The organism is Streptomyces sp. N35, from assembly GCF_016464295.1.
Lineage (GTDB): Bacteria > Actinomycetota > Actinomycetes > Streptomycetales > Streptomycetaceae > Streptomyces.
Window position 1 is genome coordinate 59,849 of record NZ_JAEIMH010000002.1, and the last position, 15,440, is coordinate 75,288.

Here is a 15,440-nt window from a genome sequence, read left to right on the forward strand (position 1 = left end):
GAGTTACGCATGAACAAGCCGGTCGAGCTCGACCTCCCCGTCGACGGCGGCACCCTGCGGGTGCTCCGCTTCGGCGACGGGCCGCGGGTCGCCGTCGCCGCGCACGGGATCACCGCGTCCGGGATGTCGGTCAGCGGGGGCGCCCGCCATCTGCCGGACGACTGGTCGCTGTTCGCGGTGGATCTGCGGGGGCGCGGCGGCAGCACCGGCACGCCGGGTCCGTACGGGATCGAGCAGCACGCCGCCGATATATGCGCGGCGGCCGAACGCTGGGGCGGCGGGGGCGAGGTGGCACTCACCGGGCAGTCCATGGGCGCGTACGTGGCGCTGCGGGCGGCGGTCCGCCGGCCCGGGCTCTTCTCGCGGCTGCTCCTGATCGACGGCGGACTGCCGCTGCCCTTCCCCGAGGGCGCCGACCCGGACGCGGTGCTCGACGCGACGCTCGGCCCGGCGATCGCCCGGCTCGCGATGACCTACCCGGACGAGGCTGCGTACGTGGACTTCTTCCAGGCGCATCCGGCGCTCGGACCGTACTGGAGCGAGGACATCGAGGCGTATGTGCGCTACGACCTCATGGGTCCTGCGGGCGAGCTGCGCTCGCGGGCGCGTGAGGAGGCGGTGCGCCAGGACGGGCGTGAACTGCTGACGCAGAACGCCGAGTTCGCGAAGAACGTGGTGGAGCTGACGGTGCCGGCGCATCTGCTGTACGCGCCGAGGGGGCTGTTCGACGCCGCACCGGGGATGCTGCCGGAACCGCTGGTGCGGCAGTTCGCGGAGCACCTCACGGTGGAGGAGGTGCCGGACTGCAACCACTACACGATCCTGATGGGCGAGGCGGCGGGGGTGGTGGCTGGGCGGCTCGGTGGGTGAGTGGCTGGGTGGCTGGGTGGCTGAGCCAGTTGGCCAGCCCGTGGCTGGGCGGCTCGGTGGGTGAGTGGCTCGGTGGGTGAGTGGCTCGGTGGCTGAGCGGCTCGGTGGCTGGGCGGCTCGGTGGCTGAGCCAGTCGACCAGTCCGTGGCTGAGAGGCTCGGTGGCTGAGCCACTCAACCAGCCCCCGCGGCTGGGCGGCTCAGTGGCTCAGCCACTCGACCAGCCCGTGGCCGAGCGGCGGCTCAGCCGACCGTCCGCGCAGCCGTGTCAGCGGTCGGCCCGGTGGACGCTGACGGCATATCCGCCGCCCTCGTAGGGGTCGCCGTCCCAGGTGGCGAACCGGCCGATGCGGGTGAGGCCGGCCGCGGCGCAGTAAGCGTCGTACTGCACCGTCGTGAGACCGGGCGGCACCGGCAGATGGGCGGCGTCCAGGCCGAAGCCCGCGACCAGGAGCCCGCCCGGGCGCAGCGCCGCGGCCAGGCGCGCGGTCACTTCCGCCTCGGTCCCGGCGGCGAGCAGCGGGAAGACATTGCCCGCGGCGACCACGAGGTCGAAGTCCGCGGGGATGCCGAGCAGGGCCGGGTCGAACGCGGCGAGATCGGTCCGCGCCCACGTCAGCTCCGGCGCCTGCGCCCGCGCCACGTCGAGCATCGAGGAGTCGAGATCGATCCCGACGCAGTCGTATCCGAGTTCCGCCAGCCGGATCGCGACGCGGCCCGTTCCGCACCCGGCGTCGAGGACCCGCGCCCCGACGGGCACCAGAGCGGAGCAGAAGCGCGCCTCGCCGTGCACGTCCTTTCCGCTCCGGGCCAACTCCGCGAAACGTGCTGCGTACTCGTCCCCGGACGTGCCTCCGGTCAGCTCCTGCCATCGATTCATGAGATCGACCGTACGCGTTCGGCGCCCTCGGCATCCGCCCGCCGAGGCCCGGAGCCGTGCGTGCGGCCCTGCCCGGTACGGCCGCGGCGGCGCGCCCCCGCGAGTCGCGCCGCCGCGCCGTCCAGCAGCGTCTCCCGGACGGGCGGGTAGGCGCCGCGGTGCATGCGCTCGGCCAACACGGGGGCGGTGGCGGCGATGTGCGGGTGGGTCGCGCCGGGCAGGCGCGCATACGTCGAGGTCCACATCTGCTCGTCCCTCTCGCGGGCCTCGTCCTTCAGGGCCAGCGCGCCCGCGTCGAGCGCGGCGAAGGCGAGGGCCAGGTCGATGAACGCGTGGTAGACCGCGACCGCGTCGGTGTCCGTGAAGCCGGCGCCGCGCAGGATCCCGAGGATCGTCTCGTCGACCTCGATCTCGCGGGGGCGGCCGGTGACCCGGCTCGCCGTGAGGACGGCCGCCTGTGGATGGGCGAGGTAGGAGGCATGGATCGCCAGGCCCAGGGCGCGCAGGTCCGCGCGCCAGTCCCCCGTGGCCGCCCAGGTGTCCAGGGCCCGGCCCATCAGCTCCTCGCCGATCGCCCGGGTCAGGCCGTCGAGGCCGGCGAAGTAGCGGTACACGGTGCTGGGATCGGCGCCGAGCGCGGTGCCCAGGCGGCGGGCGGTCAGGCCCGCGCTGCCGTGCTCGTGCAGCATCCGCAGCGCCGTCTCGACGATGAGCGTCTCCGAGAGCACCTGGCCCTGGTGCGTGGGGCGCCGCCTGCGCCGTTCCGCCTCCGGAACCACCTTCTTCGCCACCTGCACTCCTCCCGCAGAACCGCACTGGCTCAGCCACTCGGCCACTCAGCCTTGCGTGGCTCAGCCACTCAGCCACGCAAGGCCCACCCCCTCAGCCTTGGAATGGCTCAGCCACTCAGCCTCGCAGTGGCTCAGCCACTCACCCACTCACCCACACAAGACCCACCCACCGAGCCTTACACGGGCCTCCTGCGATCTCCTACGCCTACGCCAACGCCACCCTTACGCCAACACCGTAGACCTTAAGACACCCCATGCCGTTGCATCGGAGGAGCACCCCGGGCGACCGCCACGGGGCGAGCTCTCGTCGAGAGGCAAGGTCATGCGTGTACTCCTCGTGGGCGCGGGCGGCGTCGGCACCGCCGTCACCCGTATCGCGGCCCGGCGCGACTTCCTGACACACATGGTGGTGGCGGACTACGACCTGTCCCGCGCCGAAGCGGCCGTCGCCGCGCTCGGCGAGGAGCAGGAGCAGGAGGGAAGGTTCAGCGCACGCCGGTTGGACGCCTCGGACCAGGAAGCCGTACGACAGGTCCTCGCCGACGAGCGCTGCGACGTGCTCCTGAACGCGACGGACCCGCGCTTCGTGATGCCGTTGTTCGACGCCGCGCTCGCCGCGGGCACGCACTACATGGACATGGCCATGTCCCTGTCCGCTCCGCACGCCACCGCCCCGTACGAGGACTGCGGGGTGAAGCTCGGGGACGAGCAGTTCGCCAAGGCCGCCGCGTGGGAGGCCGCAGGACGCCTCGCGCTGGTCGGCATGGGGGTCGAGCCGGGTCTTTCGGATGTGTTCGCCCGGTACGCGGCCGATCAACTCTTCGACGAGATCGAGGAGATCGGCGTGCGCGACGGCGCGAACCTGACCGTCGAGGGCTACGACTTCGCCCCCTCCTTCAGCATCTGGACCACGATCGAGGAGTGCCTGAACCCGCCGGTCGTCTACGAGAAGGACCGCGGCTGGCACACCACCGCGCCCTTCAGCGAGCCGGAGGTCTTCGAGTTTCCCGAGGGCATCGGCCCGGTGGAGTGCGTGAACGTCGAGCACGAGGAGGTGCTGCTGATCCCGCGCTGGGTCGACGCGCGCCGCGTGACGTTCAAGTACGGGCTCGGCGACGAGTTCATCGCCAAGCTCAAGACCCTGCACGAGCTCGGCCTCGACTCCACCGCGAAGGTCACCGTGCCGGGCCCGGACGGTCCGGTCGCGGTCTCCCCGCGCGATGTGGTGGCCGCCTGTCTGCCGGACCCGGCGACTCTGGGCGACCGTATGAAGGGCAAGACGTGCGCGGGCACTTGGGTCAAGGGCACGAAGGGCGGGGCGGCACGCGAGGTGTACCTGTACCACGTCGTCGACAACGAGTGGTCGATGCGGGAGTACGGCTCCCAGGCCGTGGTCTGGCAGACCGCCGTCAACCCGGTCATCGCCCTCGAACTGCTCGCCGGCGGCGTCTGGAAGGGCTCGGGGGTCCTCGGCCCGGAGGCCCTGTCGCCTCAGCCGTTCCTCGACCTGCTCACCGCGTACGGTTCCCCGTGGGGGCTGCGCGAGGAGGCCTGACCACGGGCGCAGGGAGAGGTGCACGGCGAGCCGCCTCACCGCCTGACCCGCGCCACCTCGAGCCGGTACCCCATCCCCCGTATCGCATCGATCGTGCAGGACCCGCCCGCCTCCTGGAGCTTGTTGCGTACGCGGCGGACGTGGACCGTGAGCGTGTTGCTGTCGAGCGTGTCCGTGCCCCACAGGGCCCGGGTCAGTTCCGCGCGCGGGACGACCCGGCCCACGTGCTCCATCAGGTAGCGCAGGACCATGAACTCGCGTACGGGCAGCCGGAGTTGGTTGCCGCGCACGTGGACGTGGAACCCCACCGGGTCCAGTTCGATGTCACCGACCACCAGGGGCGCGGGCGCACGCCCGAAGGCCAGCAGCGGAATGATCTCCTCGGTGCGGTACGGGCGGGCCACGTAGGCCACCGCACCCGCCGCCAGCGCGTCGGTGGCCTCCGCCGCGCCGTCCGCACCGGCGGCGACCACCACCGGGACCGGGTGCAGCCGGGCGACGAGCGTCGTGACCCGCGCGCAGTCCACCACGGGCAGGGGTGCGCCGAGCAGCAGGGCGCGTGGGCGGCGCGCGCCGGCCTGGAGCAGGGCCTCGGCGCCGTCGTGGCAGACGACCGTCGCCACACCCGCCGCCTCGAAGCGGGCGGGCGCCGCGGCGGGGGGCCCGGGGGCCGGGGCGGGGGGGAGGAGATCGGGCGGCCGGGGGCCGCCGGGGGGCGCGTCGGGGGTCACGCGTGGTCCTCCTTCGGACGGGCCACGTACCGTGCTGGGAACGGCAGTTGAGCGGATCCCTCAGCCGAACCGGCCGGAGATGTAGTCCTCCGTGCGGTTGTCCGAGGGGTTGGAGAAGATCCGGGAGGTCTCGTCGTATTCGATGAGCCTGCCGTGCCGTTCGCCCTTGTCGTCGACATCGGCGGTGAAGAAGGCCGTGCGGTGCGAGACCCGCGCCGCCTGCTGCATGTTGTGGGTGACGACGATGATGGTGAACTCCTCGGCGAGCTTCTCCATCAGGTCCTCGATCTTCGCCGTGGCGATGGGGTCGAGGGCGGAGCAGGGCTCGTCCATCAGGATCACCTCGGGCTGCACCGCGATGGTGCGGGCGATGCAGAGCCGCTGCTGCTGGCCGCCGGAGAGCGCGAGCGCCGAGGTCTTCAGCTTGTCCTTGACCTCGTCCCAGAGGGCCGCGTGTGTCAGCGTCTCCTCGACCAGGTCGTCAAGGTTTCCCTTGAAGCCGCCCACGCGCGGGCCGTAGGCGATGTTGTCGTAGATGGACTTCGGGAACGGGTTGGGTTTCTGGAAGACCATGCCGATACGGCGGCGCACCTCGATGGGGTCGACCTCGCGGCCGTACAGATCCTCGCTGTGGTAGTGGATCTTGCCGGCCACGCGGGCGTGCGGGATGAGGTCGTTCATCCGGTTGAAGCAGCGCAGGACGGTCGATTTGCCGCAGCCGGACGGGCCGATCATGGCGGTGATCTGACGGTGCCCGATGGAGAGGTTGACGTCGCGCACCGCCTCGTGGTCGCCGTAGAAGACCGAAAGGCCGCCCACCTCGAAGACCGCTCCGGCGAGCGTGCGTGCCTGGCGGTAGGAGACCTGTGGGGTGCGGGTGCCGCCGGGAGGGTCGGACGGAGTGGTCATGTCGGGCTCCAGAGAAGGCGTGGGAGACATGGCGCTCACCACCTGCGGGCGTAGCGGTTGCGCAGCCAGATGGCCAGGGAGTTCATGGCGAGCAGGATGACCAGGAGGATCACGATCGCCGCTGAGGCGAGCGAGACGAACTCGGCGCGCGACTGGCTGATCCAGTTGAAGATCTGGATCGGCAGGACCGTGAACTGGCTCTGGATTCCGGTGGGGTTGAAGGTGATGAAGGTCAGCCCGCCGAGCAGCAGCAGGGGCGCCGCCTCGCCGATCGCCCGCGACAGGGCCAGGATCGAGCCGGTCGCCATGCCGGGTACGGCCGCGGGCAGCACTTGGCGCCGGACCGTCTGCCACTGGGTGGCGCCGAGGGCGAGCGAGGCCTGGCGGATGGACTGCGGTACGGCCCGGATCGCCTCGCGCGAGGCGATGATCACGATGGGCAGGACGAGCAGCGAGAGCGTCAGGGACGCGGTGAGGACGGTCTGGCCGAAGCCGAGGCCCCGGGAGATCACGCCGAGTCCGAGGATCCCGTAGACGATCGACGGCACGGCGGCGAGGTTCTGGATGTTGATCTCGATGAGTTTGTTCCACCAGCGCTCCGGATCGGCGTACTCCTCGAGGTAGATCGCCGCGAGGATGCCGGTCGGCAGGCAGTAGAGCGCGGTGAACGCGATCACCCAGATCGTGCCCATGATGGCTGACTGCGCACCGGCGTTGGTGGGGTCGATGATGTCGGGGAAGTTCGTCCAGATACGGGAGTCGAGGCGCGGCCACGCCTCGTACACCACGTAGATCAGCAGGCCAGCGAGGAAGATCACGCCGACTGCCAGCGAGGCCCACAGGCTCAGGCGGAAGAACCGTTCGCGCCACGGCGTGCCGCGGCCCTTCAGGCGCGGGACCCCGGGCGGGGCGTCGTGCTCGAGGACGGGGGCGGCCATCACTCGTACACCTCCCGGTACTTGCGGACGAGACGGATGCTGATCAGGTTCATCACCAGCGTCATCACGAAGAGCAGCGAGCCCACCGCGAAGATGGTCTTGTAGCCGGTGGAGCCGACCGGGACGTCGCCGATGCCGGCGGCCGCGATGAAGGCCGTCATGGTCTGCATGCCTTCGAGCGGGTTCCAGGAGAGCTGGGGCCGCAGTCCCGCGGCGATCGCGACGATCATCGTCTCGCCGATGGCGCGCGAGATCCCGAGGACGATCGCCGCCACGATCCCGGAGAGCGCCGCCGGGAAGACGACCCGGGTGGAGACCTGCATCCGCGAGGAGCCGAGCGCGAAGGCGCCGTCGCGCAGCGCGTGCGGCACCGCGGCCATCGCGTCCTCGGAGAGCGAGGCGACCGTCGGGATGATCATGATGCCCATGACAAAGCCGGCCGAGAGGGCGTTGAAGATCTGCGGGGGCTGGTCGAACCACCAGTTGTCGCGCAGGAAGGGGGTGATCGCCTTCAGCGCGAAGAAGCCGTAGACGACGGTCGGGATTCCGGCGAGCACTTCGAGGACCGGCTTGAAGACCGTACGCGTACGGGAACTCGCGTACTCGCTGAGGTAGATCGCCGCGCCGAGGCCCAGCGGCACGGCCACGGCCAGCGCGATCAGGGTGATGAGCAGGGTCGCGCCGACCAGCGGGAGCACTCCGAACTCGGGCGGGTTGAACAGGGCCGACCATTCGGTGCCGGTGAGGAACTCCCCGATGCCGATCTCACTGAAGAAGTCGCTGGTCGGCGGCACGAGCGCGATCACGATCCCGACGGTGGTCAGGACCGAGACGAGCGCGGCGGCCACCAGGAGGACCTTGATGGCCTTCTCGCCGTAGCGCGGCTGGGACCGCTTCAGGAAGCCGGGACTTCCCGAAGCGGACCGTGGCCTCTGCCGGGGGACGCTCATGACGTGTGCTGTTCACGCAGCTTGTCGAGCGCCGCCTTCAGCTTGGTCTCCTGTTCTGTGTTCAGCGGGACGAAGAGCGCCTTCTCGGCGATCTCGGCGTGCTTCTCGACGTAGAACTCGACGAACGCCTCGACCTCCGGCTTGTCGAGCGCACTGGCCTTCGGGTAGATGAACAGCGGCCTGGACAGCGGCTTGTACGTGCCGTCCTGGACTGTCTCGGTGGTGGGTTCGACACAGCCGTCACCGCCGTCGATCTTCACCAGCTTCAGCTTGTCCTTGTTCTCCTCGTAGTAGGAGAGACCGAAGTAGCCGAGGCCGCCCTTGGAGCCGGAGACGCCCTGGATGATGACGTTGTCGTCCTCGCTCGGCGAGTAGTCGGTGCGCGAGGCGCCTTCCTCGCCGTTGACGGCATCGGTGAAGTAGTCGAAGGTGCCCGAATCCGTGCCGGGCCCGAACAGTTCGATCTTCTCGTCGGGGAACTTCGGGTCGATCTGGTTCCAGTTGTTCACCTTCGACTTGGGCTCCCACATCTTCTTGAGCTGGTCGACGGTGAGGCATTCGGCCCAGTCGTTCTCCTTGCTGATGACGACGGAGAGGCCGTCGTTGGCGACCTGGAACTCCTCGAACCCGATCTTCTTGCCGTCGCAGACGGACTTCTCCTCGTCCTTGATCGGACGGGAGGCGTCGGAGATATCGGTCTCGCCGGCGCAGAACTTCTCGAAGCCTCCCCCGGTGCCCGAGGTGCCGACGGTGACCTTGACCCCGGAGTTCTCGGCCTGGAAGAGCTGGGCGGCGGCGGAGGACAGCGGGGCGACGGTGGACGAGCCGTCGATACGGATATTGCCCTTCAGGGCGCCGTCCTTGCCGTCGCCGCCGCCACCTCCGGCGTCCTCCCCGCCACAGGCGGTCGCGGCGAGCAGTACGGCGGCGGTGAGGGCCAGCGGAGTCCTGGCCCGGCGCAGCGCAGTGGAAGTGTTCACGAGTAACGACCCTCGCGTCGGCCGGGCAGCTGCCCGGCGGCGTGGACCGGCGCCCCTGTGGGGGTGGGCTCGCGGTCAGGACACCAAGGATGGAAGTCCTCGGCGGTGAACGCGCGGTGTACGCGGGCGCGGAAGGATATGAACGCAGGCGCTCGAATGGCGAGCTGGATCTCGTGGGCGTGAACTGCGTGGGGAGGCGGGGAAGTTGGGGCGCCAGGGGCGCAGGACAAGCGCGCCGGTGCACCCCCGCGGGGCACCGGCGCGCGAGGTGCCTCAGGCCTTGTTGAGGTGGCCCCAGAACTCGTCGAAGGAGAGCTTCTTGTCGCCGTCGAGGTCCTTGGCGTTGATGACGGCCTGGGCGACCGACTCGGTGACGTTCCAGTCGCCGCCCTGAGCGAGCGCCCTCTTGAACTCCGCGGCGGTGATCAGACCGTCACCGTCCATGTCGATCCGGTCGAACTGCGCGCGTGCCGCCTCGATGTCGGCCATGCCTTCCACCCCTTCTTGGTGCTGAATTGACCCGGTCAGATTAACTACCCGGTCGTCCGCGCCCGTCAGCGGGACAGCTCGGCCTCGAGTGCGGCCACGACCCAGGTGAACTCCTCCTGGTAGTGCGGGGCCGCCCCCATCCCGCGCACCTGGGCGATCAGCTCCCTGAGCCGGGGCACCCGGGCCGCGTCCGCCGACCGGATCCACGCAAGGACCGCGGCCCGGTCCGCGTCCCCGAGCAGGTCACCGAGCGCCTCGCGCGCCCCGTCCGATTCGGGTGCCACACCGCGGCTGCGGGCGTCGCCCGCGAGCTGGACGAGCCGGCTCATGAACCGCAGCGAGGTGCCGGCCGGGGTCTCGGCGGTACGTCCCGCCGCGTCGAACTCGATCACCTGGCGCATCGAGACCCGGAACCCGGGGTCCTGCAGCAGCTCCGCCATCTCCACCCAGGCGTCGGCCTGCTCGGCCGTGGGATCGTCCGGCAGATCGGGGATGCCGAACCGCAGCCGCGTGCCGATGTCGGGGTCGGTGGTGTCGAGCCCGCCGAACACCTCGGCGGTGAACTCGTCGATGATGCGCGCCCGTTCGGCGGCGCTCAGTCGGGCCAGCTTGTTCATCAGGGTCATCTCCTCCGCGGTCGAGCCGCGCTTGGCGACGGTCGTGAGCACGGCCCGGGTCACCTTGAGGCTCTGGATCTGCGCGTCGAGCGCGCTCACATGCCGCGCCGCCACCTGGGCCACGGTGATCTCCCCGCCGACCACGGCGCGTACGTCGTCCAGGCCGAGACCCAGGTCGCGCAGCGTGCGGATGAGTGCGAGGCGGGCCACGGACTCGGCGTCGTAGAGCCGGTAGTTGCCCTCGGAGCGGTCAACCACGGGCAGCGCGCCGACGTCGGACCAGTAGCGGATGGTGCGCACCGGGAGTCCGGTGCGGCGGGCGAGCTGCCCGATGGTGAGCAGCTCCGGGCCTTCGTGGATCATGAAGAGGAGTCTGTGCCTTCCAGTGGGTGGAGACTCAAGCGTTCGTTCCGACGGGTTTGCTCGTGGGGGTCGATTCAATGGGGGTACGAAGATGAGCAGCGCACTTGCCGAGGTGCTCGCCGCCGCGGCGGCCGGCCGGTTTCCCGCACCGGACGGCACGACCACGATCCTGCCGCAGCCGAACGCGCGGGACGCGGGGGTCCTCGCGTTCACGGCCCACTCGGTGGTGTTCACCGACGAGGACCCGGACTGGGTGCGCGAGACGCTCGCGGCCATGGACTGCGACGCCCTCGCGGCCACGATGAACCCGCGCTTCCTCGCGGCGTTCATGGAGCGGACGGGCCGGCGCACGGACACCATCGACCTGATGACGGTGGCGACGCCGCTGAGCGGTGAACTCCCGCTCCCGCTGCGGGAGATCGAGGATCAGGACCATCCGCGGGTGGTGTACGCCCGCAAGCGCCGCGACGATGTACGCGTGTGGACGACCGACGGCGGTCTGCTGGCGCTCGGGCGCGGGCTCGCGGGGCGCTGGGAGGTGTCGGTCGAGGTCGACGAGGACGTACGCCACCGGGGTCTCGGCCGGCAGCTCGCGGTCGCGGCGCGTCATCTCGTACCGGCGGATGCCGTGGTGTGGGCGCAGCAGTCGCCGGGCAATGCGCGCAGTGTGCGGACGTTCCAGGCGGCGGGGTACAAGGCGGTGGCTTCGGAGGCACTGTTCTTCGCGCCCTGACGCCCCCGCACAGAGCCCCGTACAAGCCCCCGCGCAATGCCCCGCACAAAAGCAGAACCGGGCGGGGGCGCCCCCGCGTAGCGGCCGCGCCCCGTGGGTTCCGGGGCCTTGCGAGGTCAGGGCAGTCAGGTCAGGTCAGCGGAAGATTCCGGTGTGGCCGAGGGAGTAGCGGCCCGGCTGCGGGTAGACCGCGAGCCCGTGCGGACCGCCGCCGACCGGGATACGGGCCAGCTGGACGCCGCTGTGCGTGTCGATGGCGTAGACCTCGTTGTCGTAACGGCCCGACAGCCACAGGACGTTGCCGTCCGCCGATACGCCGCCCATGTCCGGGGAGCCGCCGTCGGGCAGCCACCACTTCTTGGTGAGCTTGTTCCTCGCGAAGTCGAAGACCGAGATCGAGCCCTCGCCGCGGTTGGGGACGTACATCTCCTTGGAGTCGCGGGAGATGTAGAGACCGTGGCAGCCCTTGCCGGTCGGCATGAGCTTGGGCGTGGTGAACTTCTCGCCGTCCAGGACCCACATGCCGTGGGCCATCATGTCGGCGATGTAGAAGGTCTTGCCGTCCGGCGAGATCTTCACGTCCTGCGGCATCGCGCCCTCGAAGGGCAGCTTCATCTGCCCGATGACCTTCTTCGACTCCGTGTCGACCTTGAGGAGTTCGGCGGAGAACTCGCAGGACACGATGAAGTAGCGGCCGTCGAGCGAGAAGTCGGCGTGGTTCACGCCGTAGCAGCTCACCGGCTCGGTGTGCTGGCGCTTCATCGTCTGCGGGTCGCGGAAGACGATCTCGCGGTCGAGCGAGGCCATCACGATGGCGCTCTTGCCGTTCGGCGTGAAGTAGAGGTTGTACGGGTCGTGCACCTCGACGTCCGGCGCCTTGCGCTTGGCGGTCAGCGGGTCGAGCGGGGTGAGCGTGTGGCCGCGGTTGTTGTTGACCCAGAGGGTCTTCATGTCCCAGGAGGGCACGACGTGCTGCGGCTGGGTACCGGTCTCGATGGTGTCGACCACCTGGAAGGAAGCGGGGTCGATCACCGAGACCGTGTTGGAGTTGGTGTTCGGGACGTAGATCCGTTCCTTGACCTTCTTCATGAACGGCGAGAGGTTGCCGGCCCGGTTCGCCGCGTAGATGTCCTTGGGGTTCTCCACCGGCGGCATCCCGGGCAGCCCGTAGACCGGCTTGGGCCCGGCCGGCTTGAGCGCGGCCTGCTGTGCGGCGGCCTTCTCGTGGACGGACTGCTCGGGCGAGCCGCAGGCCGCGAGGACGACCGAGGCGGCGAGGACGCCGCCGGCCAGTACGCGGGTTCTTTTCGTGGTGCGCAGGGCGAGGGGTTTCATGAGGTCAGCAGCTCCGTGGTGGTCACCGCGGTCAGTTCGCGGCGGGCGAGTTCTTCCAGGACGGCCGGGAGCGCGGCGACCGTGTCCGCGTACCCGAAGTGCAGACTCACCACGGATCCGCCGCGCACCGTGGAGGTGATGGCGCGGACCACGGCCTGGGCGCCGGGCGAGGTGAAGTCCAGGGAGTCCGTGTCGTATGACAGGACGTGCGGGTAGCCGGCCCTGCGGGCCAGCTTCTGTACGAGCGGGCTCGCGTGCTGCGTACGGGAGGGCCGGAACCAGGTGCCGATCGAACCGGTCAGACGGCGCAGGCGGTCCGCGCAGCCGGTGATCTCGGCGAACGCCTCGGCCTCGGAGAGCTGGTTGATGTCGAGGTGGCGCAGGGTGTGGTTGCCCAGTTCATGGCCGCCGTCGAGGATGCGGCGGGCGAGCTCCGGATAGCGGTCGAGCCAGCTGCCGACGGCGAGCACGGTGACGCGGGCGCCGGCCTTCTCGGCCTGGGTGAGCAGCTGCCGGGCGATCCGCGGATCGCCTTGGCCGTGGAAGGTGAGCGCGACGCGGGGCTTGTTCCGTGGGCCGTGCTCGATCTGCGCGGGCAGGCCCGGGAAGCGGCGCGGCCCGGGCGCCGGGGGCGGGGCCGAGGGACGGGGCTCGGGCGCCCGTGCGCGGTCCGGCCCGTCGGCCGAGCAGGCGGTGGCGAGCGGGCCGGTGAGGGCGAGCAGGGCTGCGGCGCGCAGAGCACCGCGGCGGTCGGTGGTCACGGCGCCCATTTAAAGGGGCTATCGCATAAAAGGTAATGATTGACCCAATTCGGGACTGTCGCGGGTCGCCCGTCCCTGAGCCCTCACCCGCCCTCTCGCGCCGCCGAAGCGTTTGCACAGCGCTTATTTAGCCGCTGTTTACAAGGTCAGTGCTCCAGATCACCAAAGATTAATCTTCGAATCGTTCATGTTTGGCAGGTATTGTCCGAGTAAGGACCTTTGGCTTGGAGACCGCCCGTCTGCCATAGTCGGAGGCACGCGATGCCCATTGACCCGAGCAATCGCCATACGACCGCGGATCACACCCCCCGAAGATCCGCGGTGCACGCAGAAGCCCCCTGGAGCCGTCACCCCCGGCGCGATGGGGGCTTCTGCATGTCCGCGTGCCGCCGGTGTCGCGGTCAGCGGATCCCGTACGTCGAGGTCGTCTGGCTGCCCTCGTTCGCGACGAGCAGCAGCGGCTCACGGGTGGGCGAGGCGGCCGCGGGGACGAAGCTGACGCCCTCGGGCGAGGCGTCGCCCGCGGTGCGGGTCCAGCCCTTGAAGCGGGGCGCGCGCGGGTCCGTGATGTCGAAGGTCATCACACCGCCGGTGCGCTCCAGGAGGACGAAGGCATACGTACGGCCGTCGACCTCGCCGACCGTCAGGCCCTCGGGCTCGGGGCCCTTGTTGTCGCTGCGCTTGTCCCAGTCGCCCTCGCCCTCGGCGTTGAAGTTCGCCGGGTCGATCTTCGCGGTGAGCTGCTCGAGGAGATCGCCGCTGTCCCAGACGAGGCGTCCCTCGGCGTCACGGATCGAGAACGAGCGCCCGCCGGGCACGTAGAGCGGGCCGCCGGGCTTGGCGGGCGTGGAGTTGAGGACGTCGAGGCGGCCCATCTCCTTGTCGTCGAGCAGCGCGGGGTCGAAGCCCTCGGGCAGCAGCGCCGGGTCGAGGCCGGCGAGGCGGGTGAGGTCTGCGTAATCGCCGTACTCGCGTGCGTCGCCCTCGTTCGCGACCACGTAGTACGTACGGCCGTGGCGCTCGAACGCGGCGGCCGCGTCCGGCATGTAGACGCCGAGCAGCGGACGCGTGGCGATGTTGATCGCGCCGTCCTTGTCGCTGGTGTCCAGGCCGTTGCCGGGCGCGGAGTGGTCCTTGTGGCCGAGGCCCGCGAGGTCGGTGACCTTGCCGGTGCGCAGGTCGACGGTGGCGACGGCGTTGTTCTCCTGCAGGGTCACGTACGCCTTGCGGGAGTGCTTGTCGACGGTGATGTACTCCGGCTCCAGGTCCTGCGCGACGCTCGCGCCGGGCCCGCTGATGCGCACACTCGCGTCGAGGCGGCGGTGGTTGTACGCGCGGAAGTCGGCGGTCCTCGCGCTCGCGCGCTGCCAGCCGCGGGAGAGGTCGACCAGGGTGACGCTGCCCTCGGGGTCGGTGTCGCCCGCCGCATAGCCGCCGGGCTCACCCTCGTCGGCCACCAGGACGGTGTCGCCGTCCTTGCTGAAGGTGACCATGTCGGGGCCGTGGCCGGCGGGCAGCGCGCGCAGCACCTCTCCGTCGGGACGCATCAGGACGACCTTGCCGCGTTCGGCGGCGTCGGCGGTCTCGACGGCGACGGCTATCAGTCCGTCGTACGCGGCGACGCTGGTGACCGCGCCGTCGCCGTACGCGGAGAGGTCGACGGTCCGCACCCGGCGCGGGGCTTCGGGGTCGCGGACGTCGACGATGTCGAGCGTGCGGGTGTCGGCGCCGGTGACGAAGGCGCGCCGCGACTTCTTGTCGTACGCGACGATCTCGGCGGCTGCCGAGGTGAACGTCGACAGATGTCTGAGCTCGATATGCCGGCCGTGTCCGCGATCCCCGTGCCCCGCGGAGGGGGCGGAACCTGCGGGGGCCGCCACGGCGGTGAGGGACGAGACGAGAAGGGCGGCCAGAAAGACGCGGGCCGCGCGCCGGGTGATTCGCATGGGCGCATCGTGCAGGCGGTGGCTGAACCGGAGGGGAACTGCGGGTGTTGTCCAGGAGGCCGGAAGGCTGTCAGCGGTCCGCGATGCGCATCTCGAACCAAGTGGTCTTGCCGCGCGGCAGGAGATCCACGCCCCAGCGGTCGGAGAGCTTGTCGACCAGGAAGAGACCGCGGCCGCTGGTGTCCATCTCATGGACGGGCATCAGACAGGGCAGTCCGCGCGAGGGGTCGCGGACCTCGATCCGGATCCAGCCGCGCCGGCGCAGCATGCGTAAGCCGAACACCCGGGCTCCCGTGTGCCGTACGGCATTTCCGACGAGTTCGGAGACGAGCAGCACGACCGCTTCGGCCACCTGAGGGGAAAGGCCCCAGTGGCGCAGGACGACGATCTGGGCGAGCCGGCGCGCGGTGCCGGCCGACTCGGGCCGGGAGGGCAGCGGGACTTCGTCCTCCGTCGGGTTCCCGAACAACTCCAGGGCTTTCAGGGCCCGTTCGTCCTCTACGGCAGGAGACCACCGGGACACGGTCACGCCGCCGTGTCGCCGTGTCTGTTCGCTGCCCTCCAGCCCCGCCATGCCCCCATCATGGCCTCAG

At 70.4% G+C, this 15,440-nt stretch carries 16 protein-coding genes; 3 read left to right on the plus strand and 13 right to left on the minus strand.

Annotated elements, in window-relative coordinates:
• Positions 1 to 9: 9 nt before the first annotated feature.
• Complete coding sequence (locus tag JAO81_RS01175; protein ID WP_199545811.1) at positions 10 to 870, plus strand: alpha/beta hydrolase; 861 nt, start codon at positions 10 to 12, stop codon at positions 868 to 870.
• A gap of 267 nt (positions 871 to 1,137) precedes the next feature.
• Here the strand turns inward: JAO81_RS01175 and JAO81_RS01180 are convergent, their stop codons facing one another.
• Together JAO81_RS01180 and JAO81_RS01185 are read right to left on the minus strand one after the other, a co-directional pair.
• On the minus strand, positions 1,138 to 1,749 hold the full coding sequence (locus JAO81_RS01180; RefSeq protein WP_199545812.1) for a class I SAM-dependent methyltransferase: 612 nt from the start codon (positions 1,747 to 1,749) through the stop codon (positions 1,138 to 1,140).
• Positions 1,746 to 2,540 (minus strand): TetR/AcrR family transcriptional regulator, encoded by a 795-nt coding sequence (locus JAO81_RS01185; protein ID WP_199545813.1) that lies wholly within the window; start codon positions 2,538 to 2,540, stop codon positions 1,746 to 1,748. The genes JAO81_RS01180 and JAO81_RS01185 overlap by 4 nt, the downstream gene beginning before the upstream one ends.
• A gap of 322 nt (positions 2,541 to 2,862) precedes the next feature.
• Here JAO81_RS01185 and JAO81_RS01190 point away from each other — a divergent pair, with 322 nt between their 5' ends.
• Positions 2,863 to 4,095, plus strand: coding sequence for a saccharopine dehydrogenase family protein (locus JAO81_RS01190; protein ID WP_199545814.1), 1,233 nt, complete (start codon positions 2,863 to 2,865; stop codon positions 4,093 to 4,095).
• 35 nt (positions 4,096 to 4,130) lie between these two features.
• On the opposite strand, the gene JAO81_RS43600 is transcribed toward JAO81_RS01190, so the two are convergent.
• The 7 genes from JAO81_RS43600 to JAO81_RS01225 form a co-directional block, all read right to left on the minus strand.
• Positions 4,131 to 4,826, minus strand: a complete 696-nt coding sequence (locus tag JAO81_RS43600; RefSeq protein ID WP_199545815.1) for a response regulator transcription factor — start codon at positions 4,824 to 4,826, stop codon at positions 4,131 to 4,133.
• Between the two features lie 60 nt (positions 4,827 to 4,886).
• Entirely contained in the window at positions 4,887 to 5,735 is an 849-nt protein-coding gene (pstB, locus tag JAO81_RS01200; RefSeq protein ID WP_199545816.1) for a phosphate ABC transporter ATP-binding protein PstB, read from the minus strand.
• Positions 5,736 to 5,770: 35 nt separating this feature from the next.
• Positions 5,771 to 6,673: a phosphate ABC transporter permease PstA gene (gene pstA, locus JAO81_RS01205; protein WP_199545817.1), complete on the minus strand. Its 903-nt coding sequence runs from the start codon at positions 6,671 to 6,673 to the stop codon at positions 5,771 to 5,773.
• Complete coding sequence (gene pstC / locus JAO81_RS01210) at positions 6,673 to 7,623, minus strand: phosphate ABC transporter permease subunit PstC (protein ID WP_199545818.1); 951 nt, start codon at positions 7,621 to 7,623, stop codon at positions 6,673 to 6,675. Before pstC ends, pstA begins: the two co-directional genes overlap by 1 nt.
• The gene (locus JAO81_RS01215) at positions 7,620 to 8,603 is read right to left on the minus strand and encodes a PstS family phosphate ABC transporter substrate-binding protein (protein WP_307813102.1); all 984 of its coding nucleotides are present in this window, start codon (positions 8,601 to 8,603) and stop codon (positions 7,620 to 7,622) included. The genes pstC and JAO81_RS01215 overlap by 4 nt, the downstream gene beginning before the upstream one ends.
• 273 nt (positions 8,604 to 8,876) lie before the next feature.
• Positions 8,877 to 9,092 (minus strand): EF-hand domain-containing protein, encoded by a 216-nt coding sequence (locus JAO81_RS01220; protein WP_199545819.1) that lies wholly within the window; start codon positions 9,090 to 9,092, stop codon positions 8,877 to 8,879.
• Between the two features lie 65 nt (positions 9,093 to 9,157).
• A complete protein-coding gene (locus JAO81_RS01225; protein ID WP_199545820.1) occupies positions 9,158 to 10,072 on the minus strand; it encodes a MerR family transcriptional regulator in 915 nt (304 codons plus the stop codon).
• A gap of 91 nt (positions 10,073 to 10,163) precedes the next feature.
• Here JAO81_RS01225 and JAO81_RS01230 point away from each other — a divergent pair, with 91 nt between their 5' ends.
• Positions 10,164 to 10,805 carry a GNAT family N-acetyltransferase gene (locus JAO81_RS01230; protein WP_199545821.1) on the plus strand — a complete coding sequence of 214 codons (642 nt, stop codon included), beginning with the start codon at positions 10,164 to 10,166 and terminating at the stop codon, positions 10,803 to 10,805.
• Positions 10,806 to 10,940: 135 nt separating this feature from the next.
• Here the strand turns inward: JAO81_RS01230 and JAO81_RS01235 are convergent, their stop codons facing one another.
• From JAO81_RS01235 to JAO81_RS01250, 4 genes are all read right to left on the minus strand, one after another.
• Positions 10,941 to 12,140, minus strand: coding sequence for a YncE family protein (locus JAO81_RS01235; RefSeq protein ID WP_199545822.1), 1,200 nt, complete (start codon positions 12,138 to 12,140; stop codon positions 10,941 to 10,943).
• A complete protein-coding gene (locus JAO81_RS01240) occupies positions 12,137 to 12,901 on the minus strand; it encodes a polysaccharide deacetylase family protein (RefSeq protein WP_307813103.1) in 765 nt (254 codons plus the stop codon). Before JAO81_RS01240 ends, JAO81_RS01235 begins: the two co-directional genes overlap by 4 nt.
• A gap of 401 nt (positions 12,902 to 13,302) precedes the next feature.
• Complete coding sequence (locus tag JAO81_RS01245; RefSeq protein ID WP_199545824.1) at positions 13,303 to 14,847, minus strand: choice-of-anchor I family protein; 1,545 nt, start codon at positions 14,845 to 14,847, stop codon at positions 13,303 to 13,305.
• 70 nt (positions 14,848 to 14,917) lie between these two features.
• Positions 14,918 to 15,421, minus strand: coding sequence for an ATP-binding protein (locus JAO81_RS01250; RefSeq protein ID WP_199545825.1), 504 nt, complete (start codon positions 15,419 to 15,421; stop codon positions 14,918 to 14,920).
• Positions 15,422 to 15,440: the final 19 nt, after the last annotated feature.

What these genes read in the sequence shown, in the direction of transcription:
- pstC (WP_199545818.1), bottom strand. Translation starts at nt 7,623, where the DNA reads ATGAGCGTCCCCCGGCAGAGGCCACGGTCCGCTTCGGGAAGTCCCGGC.
- JAO81_RS01250 (WP_199545825.1), bottom strand. Translation starts at nt 15,421, where the DNA reads ATGGCGGGGCTGGAGGGCAGCGAACAGACACGGCGACACGGCGGCGTG.
- pstA (WP_199545817.1), bottom strand. Translation starts at nt 6,673, where the DNA reads ATGGCCGCCCCCGTCCTCGAGCACGACGCCCCGCCCGGGGTCCCGCGC.
- JAO81_RS01235 (WP_199545822.1), bottom strand. Translation starts at nt 12,140, where the DNA reads ATGAAACCCCTCGCCCTGCGCACCACGAAAAGAACCCGCGTACTGGCC.
- JAO81_RS01190 (WP_199545814.1), top strand. Translation starts at nt 2,863, where the DNA reads ATGCGTGTACTCCTCGTGGGCGCGGGCGGCGTCGGCACCGCCGTCACC.
- pstB (WP_199545816.1), bottom strand. Translation starts at nt 5,735, where the DNA reads ATGACCACTCCGTCCGACCCTCCCGGCGGCACCCGCACCCCACAGGTC.
- JAO81_RS01230 (WP_199545821.1), top strand. Translation starts at nt 10,164, where the DNA reads ATGAGCAGCGCACTTGCCGAGGTGCTCGCCGCCGCGGCGGCCGGCCGG.
- JAO81_RS01220 (WP_199545819.1), bottom strand. Translation starts at nt 9,092, where the DNA reads ATGGCCGACATCGAGGCGGCACGCGCGCAGTTCGACCGGATCGACATG.
- JAO81_RS01180 (WP_199545812.1), bottom strand. Translation starts at nt 1,749, where the DNA reads ATGAATCGATGGCAGGAGCTGACCGGAGGCACGTCCGGGGACGAGTAC.
- JAO81_RS01245 (WP_199545824.1), bottom strand. Translation starts at nt 14,847, where the DNA reads ATGCGAATCACCCGGCGCGCGGCCCGCGTCTTTCTGGCCGCCCTTCTC.
- JAO81_RS01225 (WP_199545820.1), bottom strand. Translation starts at nt 10,072, where the DNA reads ATGATCCACGAAGGCCCGGAGCTGCTCACCATCGGGCAGCTCGCCCGC.
- JAO81_RS01175 (WP_199545811.1), top strand. Translation starts at nt 10, where the DNA reads ATGAACAAGCCGGTCGAGCTCGACCTCCCCGTCGACGGCGGCACCCTG.